The organism is Syntrophomonas sp. UBA1041, assembly GCF_002316705.1.
In the GTDB taxonomy this organism is placed as follows: domain Bacteria; phylum Bacillota; class Syntrophomonadia; order Syntrophomonadales; family Syntrophomonadaceae; genus DTU019.
This window is the reverse complement of sequence record NZ_DCEA01000085.1, coordinates 1858-2215: the sequence shown is the minus strand read 5'-3', so window position 1 is coordinate 2215 and position 358 is coordinate 1858. Positions and strand designations below refer to the sequence as shown.

Here is a 358-nt window from a genome sequence, read left to right as displayed (position 1 = left end):
CTATTTGTATGCACAAGGAGATAATGTGGTTAGCATTTTTAGCTACCGGCAAGCAAAAACTGCTGCTGCGCAGCAGTTTTGATGTGGCCTGAATTTAACTATTTTACTCTATCCATCAGCTGGTATAACCTGTGCTGCCGGTAGGGTCGGGGCTTACCGTTCCGGAATCTGAACCGGTTCCGGTTTTATCGGGGTTGGGGGATTTATCATCCGGCTTGCTGTCAGGGTCTGGATCTTCCGAAGTATCGCCACCGGGCTTGGTTGCGCCGTCTTTACCTTCAGGGTCTGTTCCCGCGTCGGGATCGCCCTCAGTCTCGTCATCTTTTTCTTGCGGATCCTCATTGCCTTCATTTTCCCC

At 51.1% G+C, this 358-nt stretch carries 1 pseudogene; it reads right to left on the bottom strand.

Annotated features, from left to right (window positions below):
• Positions 1-115: 115 nt before the first annotated feature.
• Positions 116-358, bottom strand: a pseudogene (locus tag B2633_RS12620) (hypothetical protein); the annotation flags it as partial.